General features: G+C 54.8%; 8 protein-coding genes. 5 read left to right on the top strand and 3 right to left on the bottom strand.

Annotated elements, in window-relative coordinates:
* Window positions 1-562: 562 nt before the first annotated feature.
* On the bottom strand, window positions 563-940 hold the full coding sequence (locus LPA02S_RS10245) for an iron chaperone (protein WP_054651476.1): 378 nt from the start codon (window positions 938-940) through the stop codon (window positions 563-565).
* 284 nt (window positions 941-1,224) lie between these two features.
* Here LPA02S_RS10245 and LPA02S_RS10240 point away from each other — a divergent pair, with 284 nt between their 5' ends.
* Genes LPA02S_RS10240 through LPA02S_RS10225 form a run of 4 tightly spaced genes read left to right on the top strand, consistent with a single transcriptional unit; the run spans window position 1,225 to window position 4,606 of the window.
* Window positions 1,225-2,391, top strand: coding sequence for a betaine/proline/choline family ABC transporter ATP-binding protein (locus tag LPA02S_RS10240; protein WP_056956673.1), 1,167 nt, complete (start codon window positions 1,225-1,227; stop codon window positions 2,389-2,391).
* Window positions 2,384-3,013 carry an ABC transporter permease gene (locus tag LPA02S_RS10235; RefSeq protein ID WP_054651486.1) on the top strand — a complete coding sequence of 210 codons (630 nt, stop codon included), beginning with the start codon at window positions 2,384-2,386 and terminating at the stop codon, window positions 3,011-3,013. The genes LPA02S_RS10240 and LPA02S_RS10235 overlap by 8 nt, the downstream gene beginning before the upstream one ends.
* 7 nt (window positions 3,014-3,020) lie before the next feature.
* Window positions 3,021-3,947: an osmoprotectant ABC transporter substrate-binding protein gene (locus LPA02S_RS10230; RefSeq protein WP_056956672.1), complete on the top strand. Its 927-nt coding sequence runs from the start codon at window positions 3,021-3,023 to the stop codon at window positions 3,945-3,947.
* Between the two features lie 2 nt (window positions 3,948-3,949).
* Window positions 3,950-4,606 (top strand): ABC transporter permease, encoded by a 657-nt coding sequence (locus tag LPA02S_RS10225; protein ID WP_054651478.1) that lies wholly within the window; start codon window positions 3,950-3,952, stop codon window positions 4,604-4,606.
* Window positions 4,607-4,657: 51 nt separating this feature from the next.
* On the opposite strand, the gene LPA02S_RS10220 is transcribed toward LPA02S_RS10225, so the two are convergent.
* Both LPA02S_RS10220 and LPA02S_RS10215 read right to left on the bottom strand, forming a co-directional pair.
* Entirely contained in the window at window positions 4,658-4,984 is a 327-nt protein-coding gene (locus LPA02S_RS10220; protein ID WP_056956670.1) for an ArsR/SmtB family transcription factor, read from the bottom strand.
* Window positions 4,985-5,003: 19 nt separating this feature from the next.
* Window positions 5,004-5,567, bottom strand: coding sequence for a cadmium resistance transporter (locus LPA02S_RS10215; RefSeq protein WP_056956669.1), 564 nt, complete (start codon window positions 5,565-5,567; stop codon window positions 5,004-5,006).
* Between the two features lie 211 nt (window positions 5,568-5,778).
* On the opposite strand from LPA02S_RS10215, the gene LPA02S_RS10210 reads away from it, so the two are divergent.
* Window positions 5,779-6,480: a histidine phosphatase family protein gene (locus tag LPA02S_RS10210; protein WP_054651480.1), complete on the top strand. Its 702-nt coding sequence runs from the start codon at window positions 5,779-5,781 to the stop codon at window positions 6,478-6,480.
* The last annotated feature ends 95 nt before the right edge of the window (window positions 6,481-6,575 follow it).

Below are 6,575 nucleotides of genomic sequence, written 5' to 3'. Positions count from 1 at the left end.
GGTCCGACCGACGCGGCCTCCCGCTACCGTGGCATCTACGTCTCCAGACACGATCCACACGTCTCCGATTCCAACAATTGTAATCATTCACCAGTGTCATGTGTAGACCGTTATGTTGTCACTAAGCGCATTGTAGGTTGCGGCGTGGTTTGTGGTGGAGGTGGGGCGGCCCTGGTCGTGACGGCTGCAAGCCCTTGTTCTGTAGAAATTACTGCCAGTAGTGCGTTAGCACGTACTGGCAGTTTGCCGTACAGAATCAAAACTTTGAAATCGAGTGGTCTTTGCTCGAGTTCAAAGTTTCGCGGTAGCACGGGACGTGCGGGAGCGTGAGGCTAGTAGCCGGTCACGACCAGGGCCGTCCCACCGGAACCGCGAACCGCGCCGCAACCGGCGGCCACGACACCACGGGATGTGCGGGAGCGTGAGGCTAGTAGCCGGTCACGACCAGGGCCGCCTCACCGGAACCACGAACCGCGCCGCAACCGGCGGCCACAATGACAACCGATTATATACAAAAAGCGCTGGAACTTAACGGTTCCAGCGCTTTTTTAGCCTTCATTATCTATAGCCAGAACGACGTAGTGTCGGCCTTCAGCTTGCGGCTGGCATCGATGGCATCGTCCAGCAGCGCGTAGTTGACGGGCTGGTCCCACGGAATTTGGAACAGTTTGGTGGTGGTTTTGTACCCCGCCGCGCTGATGTCCGGCTGTAGGTCTGCAAAGATGGGTGCCTCCACTGCAACGCTGAAGTGGTTACGCGCTACACTGAGCCCCATGATAAACGTACCGTGGTCGGTCAGCATCGGCTGGTTCCACGCGATGCGTAACTCCATACCTGGGTGATTTTCCTGCAGTTGTTTTAGTACCGCCGCCAATTGGTCTGCGTGTGTGACCGGCTCGATTGCGGCCAAGTATTCATCTAGGTTTGCGTATTTGCCCATGTCGGTGTCCTCCGTCCTTTGCCAAGACTATACCACAGCTCTGACCACGATTGCGCGCAGTATGGGTATGAATTTTTTGCGTTTAAACGGCAGCCACTCTGATTAAGGCACCGCTTGGCTATCGTCAGTCACTCCGTACCGTTTGTTTGAACGGTATGTGGTCGGATGCACTAACAATTAACCGTATTTAACTAATTTTGAACGAATGCGCTTCCATTAGCAACCTGGCCATAATACAATTAAATTAAGCTAATTGTTTAAATAAGTCTATATGGGGGTGCGTTATGGCTAATGAACGACCAATGGTTGAATTTCAGGACGTAAGCAAAGTTTATTCTGGCGGTACCGTTGCGGTAGAACAGGTCAGCCTCTCGATTTACCCCGGCGACTTTGTTTGTTTTATCGGCACCTCGGGGTCCGGCAAGACCACCACGATGCGGATGATTAACCGTATGTTGGAGCCGACTACCGGCCAAATCATGTTCAACGGGCAGGATATTCACGGTCAGGAACCCGTGCAACTCCGGCGGAAGATTGGCTACGTGATTCAGAATATTGGCTTGATGCCACACATGACGATTTACGAAAACATCACCATCGTGCCCAAGCTACTGAAGTGGCCAGACGAGCGGCGTCGCAAAAAGGCGGAGGAACTGATGCGCCTCGTGGAGTTACCTCTGGACTTCTTGGACCGTTACCCAAGCCAATTGTCTGGTGGTCAGCAACAACGGATTGGTGTGGTGCGGGCCCTCGCGGCTAATCAGGATTTGATCCTGATGGACGAACCGTTTGGTGCCCTGGATCCCATCACCCGCGAAAGCCTCCAGGATCTGGTGCAGAACCTGCAACAGTCACTGGGTAAGACCATCGTCTTTGTCACCCACGATATTGATGAAGCGTTGAAGCTGGCGACCAAAGTGGTAGTGATGGATGGTGGCCATATCGTGCAGGCGGCCACTCCGGCCGAGTTAGTGACGCATCCGGCCAATCAATTCGTGCGTGATTTTATTGGTGAGGACCGCTTATTGCAAGCTCGAGCCGACGTCACCACCGTGGGCGCAATCATGCTGGGGCAGCCCGTGACTACGCAGCCAGGCCAGTCCCTGGACGATGCCATCAAGTTAATGCGCGACAAACGTGTGGACACGTTGCTGGTGACGGATGATGGGGGTCACCTTAAGGGTATTCTTGACCTCGCGGCACTGGATACCCACTATCGGCGAGCCACAAGCGTAGCCGATATCATGGACACCAAGGTGTTTGCTGTGCGGGAAGACGCCTTGCTCCGGGACACCATCGACCGGATATTGAAGCGTGGGCTGAAGTACGTGCCCGTGGTGGATGATCAGCACCGGCTCCGCGGAATCATTACCCGTACGGCTTTGGTCGACCTCGTGTACGACACCATTTGGGGCAAAGCGGCGGGGGAGGACGGTGATGGCGATGATTAACTTCCTGGCTACACACTGGTCGGAACTGCTGCTCAAGACTTGGGAACAACTATATATTTCCGCCATTGCTCTGGGATTAGGCGTGTTGGTGGCCGTCCCGTTGGGCATCCTGCTGACCCGCTTTCCCCGGACGGCCAAAGTGGTGATTGCGGTGGCCAGCATGTTGCAAACCGTCCCGTCGCTGGCTTTGCTGGCGCTTATGATACCGCTGTTCGGCATTGGGAAGGTGCCCGCCATCGTGGCCCTCTTTGTGTACTCATTGCTACCCATTCTGCGGAACACGTATATCGGGATGGAGGACGTGAGCCCGGTAATCAAAGACGTTGCGCGCGGGATGGGGATGACGACCATGCAGTCGATCGGTCAGGTGGAACTGCCCATGGCGTTGCCCGTAGTGATGGCTGGCATTCGGCTGTCTGCCGTTTACGTGATTGCGTGGGCCACTTTGGCATCCTACATCGGTGCGGGTGGTCTGGGTGACCTGATATTCAATGGGTTAAACTTATTCCAACCGGAGCTGATTATTGGCGGTACAATTCCGGTCACCCTGCTGGCCCTGTTGGTGGATTTCCTGTTGGGACGGTTAGAGCGGAGGCTGACGCCCGTCAGTCTCCGGAACTAAGGGGGTGATGGCGATGCGTAAGTTGTGGCGTCAATTATTGTTGTTGGTATGCGGTTGTCTGCTGCTAGCCGGCTGTGCTGGTTCGGGGATCACGACGGCAGGGCAGCCAACAATCCGGATTGCGGCGATGAGTTCCACGGAGTCACAGATTATGGCCAACATGGTGGCCGAGCTAATCAATCACGAATTGGATTACAAAACGGAAATTGTGGGTAACCTCGGTTCAACCACCGTGGTCCACCAGGCGTTAATTCGTGGTGATGCGGACATTGCGGCCTCGCGTTATACCGGCACGGACCTTACGGGGACGTTGATGAAGGAACCGCAGAAGGACCCCGTCCAAGCGTTACGCACGGTACAACGGGAGTTTAAGGACCGCTATAACCAGACGTGGTTTCCGAGCTACGGCTTTGCGAACACGTACGCGTTCATGGTCAGCAAGCAGACCGCTGCGCGCGATCACCTAAAAAAGGTGTCGGATTTGCAGCGGGTGGCCGGCAAAATGAATGCTGGTGTCGACAGCTCGTGGATGAACCGCAAAGGTGACGGGTATCAGGACTTCGTCAAGACGTACGGCTTTGACTTTCAGCGTGTTTACCCCATGCAAATCGGTCTGGTATACGATGCGGTTGCGGCGGGGAAGATGCAGACCGTCCTTGGTTATTCAACGGATGGACGGATTCGTAGTTACGACCTCACCGTGTTACGTGATGACCGGCAATTCTTTCCACCGTATGACTGCTCCATGGTGGTGAATGATAGTTTGCTGAAGGCGCACCCCAAGCTCAAAGCGTTGTTGCACCGTTTGGACGGGCAGATTAATGTTCGGACTATGCAACAGCTCAACTACGAGGTTGATGACCAGCTGCTGGAACCTGCCGTGGTGGCGGAACGCTTTTTATCCCGGCATCACTACTTCCGTGGGGGTGAGTAACTATGGCTGAAATGAATACTTGGCAACAGTTTTGGTACTACTTAGAGAATAACGGCGCGTACGTGCTGGGGCAGTTTGCCCGCCACTTTATGATTGCGGGGTACGGGGTGCTCCTGGCCGCGTTGATTGGCATCCCGGTGGGGTTGATGATTGCAAAGAAGCGGCGCCTGGGCAGCGCGGTGATTGGTGTGGCCAACGTTATCCAAACCATTCCGTCGCTGGCGATGCTATCGATAATCATGCTGGCACTGGGGTTGGGCGTCACGACGGTTGTGGTAACCGTGTTTCTATATTCGCTCCTACCCATTATTAAGAACACGTATACGGGGATGGTCAACGTGGACCCAAATCTTGTCGATGCGGCGACCGGCATGGGCATGACCAGCTGGCAACGCCTGTACATGGTGGAGATCCCGCTGGCCTTATCCGTCATCATGGCGGGCATTCGTAACGCCCTGGTGGTGGCCATTGGTATCACGGCTATCGGTGCCTTTGTGGGGGCTGGTGGGCTGGGGGACATCATTATTCGTGGAACGAACGCCACCAACGGCGGTGCCATTATTCTCGCCGGGGCCCTGCCCACCGCACTGATGGCGATAATCGCCGACCTCGTGCTGGGCTTCCTGCAACGCCGCTTGGAGCCACATGGGGCTAGTTAAACAATCAAAGTAAAACAGCAGTGACGTCCTACCGGTTGGTGCGGGTAGGTGTCACTGCTGTTTTGGTTGTGGATGTGGGGCTCCGGTAATTTCGTGCTGGACGTGACCCAAAGTGGCGTTGATGACCTCAAGAATGTGGGGGTCATCTAGCCGGTAGTACACGTGCTGGCCGACTTTGTTCTTAGACACTAGCTGATAGTCGAACAAAATGGCTAGCTGGTGCGATACTTGCGGCTGGCTAAGGCCTAGGTGCGCAACGATGGTGGAGACGTCCGCCGTCTGGGTTTCGAGAAAGTACAGTATTTTTATGCGGTGAATATTACTGAGTACCCGGTAGATTTTCACCGCTTCGTGTAGTAATGCGTCTTGATTGTCCATTGGCATCCCCCTTTGCTAATTAAATTAATGATAGCACCTGGTGGATGAGACCACTATCCCAAAAAACGTACAGGCCGATGAGGATGTAGCAGACCCGCATGGTAGTCTCTCCATACCGTTCGAGAAATTGACGGACGCCGGCAATCCGCCCGACACCGCGCACGAATAAAACGGCGAGTGCGCTGAGGATACCAATAAAGAGGGCGGTCATCATAAATTCGGTGAGCGTTTTGCCCACCAGTACCGGTAAAAATATGGACAGGTTGCAACCCGCACACACGGACAGGTAAGTGATGAGCACCGCCCAAACGGGATTTGCAGCTTCGTGGGCGCCATCGTCGTCATCGTCCGACCGGAAGGCCAAGTAGATGGGGAGAAAGCCGAGTAGGCCGAGTACCCACTCAGGCAAAAATTGGTGTAGGGCCGCCCCCGCTACGTAACTGGCTAGCAGCAATATGAGGGTGCCCAGAACGTATCCGGTCATGACTGCACCGGTGCGGTAACGGCGGAGCAGGAACAGTAGCATGACAAAGAAATCAAGGTTAACGCTGATAAATGTGAGTGCAAGAACGCCATAATTCACTGTGAAGCTTCCTTTCGTGTGGCACATATATAATATATGCTGAATATAACATATATTGTGCTTGGAGGGTTAATTACTTTGATTGGGCTGTACCAAAATTACTGTAAAAGGTTTAAGAAAGCGCTCACGAATAGCGAATGCAAGCTGGCTGTGGCAAGATTAGGATAACTAATTACCACTAGTTAGTGGTTATTTGGAAGGAGTGGTCTTCATGGTTGAACTTTGGGTTGCCCGGCACGGGCAGACGGAATATAACGTTCGCGGAATTGTTCAGGGAATTGTCGATTCACAATTAACGAGTAGTGGCGTGAGCGACGCCATGGCGCTAGGCCGTGGTTTGGCGGAAGCTGGCATCAACTTTGACGCTGCCTATAGTAGCAATTTGCACCGGGCAGTGGAGACCGCGAACCTAGCGTTAACGGCTGGCCGCCAGCGCTTGCAGGTACATAAGTGGTTCGGCTTGCGCGAGCAAAGTTTTGGTATGTTTGAGGGTCGCTCCGAGGCGCAACGTGCGGCCGCGATGATTGAACTGACAAAGAGTACGGACCGGTTCGGTGTGCCCGACTTCACGGTTGACCAGGTGGCCGAGCTGTCCCACATTGTGAACTTGCACCATGGCGTGGCGGGCACGGAAAACGTGGCGGCGATTCAGCGCCGGTTCAACGATACGGCGGGCATTATCGCGCAGCGGGCGGCGGCGACGAACCAGCAGAACGTGTTGTTGGTTAGCCACGGTGCGGTTATCTGGCTGTGGCTTGCTAGTTTGGGGATGCCGATGAACAGCGCGTCCATCGGTAACGCCGCGGTTGCTCATGTTAGCTATGACCGTGGGGAGTTCCGGCTACGCACGTACAACGACCGGAGCTACGTTTTGGCCGGTGCCGAACAATACGGCAACGTAGCTTTGGGGTAGCGCAGTTGTGGTACGAACCTGCGGGTGGCGTTGGGGGTTGCTGTTTCCGACAGCGTTGGTCGGGTTGGTGAGCTGCGGCTTATGTGGGGTGCTCC

Origin of the sequence: Lacticaseibacillus pantheris DSM 15945 = JCM 12539 = NBRC 106106 (genome assembly GCF_001591865.1) — a bacterium.
Taxonomy (GTDB): domain Bacteria; phylum Bacillota; class Bacilli; order Lactobacillales; family Lactobacillaceae; genus Lacticaseibacillus; species Lacticaseibacillus pantheris.
The sequence above is the reverse complement of the archived record's forward strand: the minus strand, read 5'-3'. Positions and strand labels throughout refer to the sequence as shown.

What these genes read in the sequence shown, in the direction of transcription:
- LPA02S_RS10245 (WP_054651476.1), bottom strand. Translation starts at nt 940, where the DNA reads ATGGGCAAATACGCAAACCTAGATGAATACTTGGCCGCAATCGAGCCG.
- LPA02S_RS10240 (WP_056956673.1), top strand. Translation starts at nt 1,225, where the DNA reads ATGGCTAATGAACGACCAATGGTTGAATTTCAGGACGTAAGCAAAGTT.
- LPA02S_RS10235 (WP_054651486.1), top strand. Translation starts at nt 2,384, where the DNA reads ATGATTAACTTCCTGGCTACACACTGGTCGGAACTGCTGCTCAAGACT.
- LPA02S_RS10230 (WP_056956672.1), top strand. Translation starts at nt 3,021, where the DNA reads ATGGCGATGCGTAAGTTGTGGCGTCAATTATTGTTGTTGGTATGCGGT.
- LPA02S_RS10225 (WP_054651478.1), top strand. Translation starts at nt 3,950, where the DNA reads ATGGCTGAAATGAATACTTGGCAACAGTTTTGGTACTACTTAGAGAAT.
- LPA02S_RS10220 (WP_056956670.1), bottom strand. Translation starts at nt 4,984, where the DNA reads ATGGACAATCAAGACGCATTACTACACGAAGCGGTGAAAATCTACCGG.
- LPA02S_RS10210 (WP_054651480.1), top strand. Translation starts at nt 5,779, where the DNA reads ATGGTTGAACTTTGGGTTGCCCGGCACGGGCAGACGGAATATAACGTT.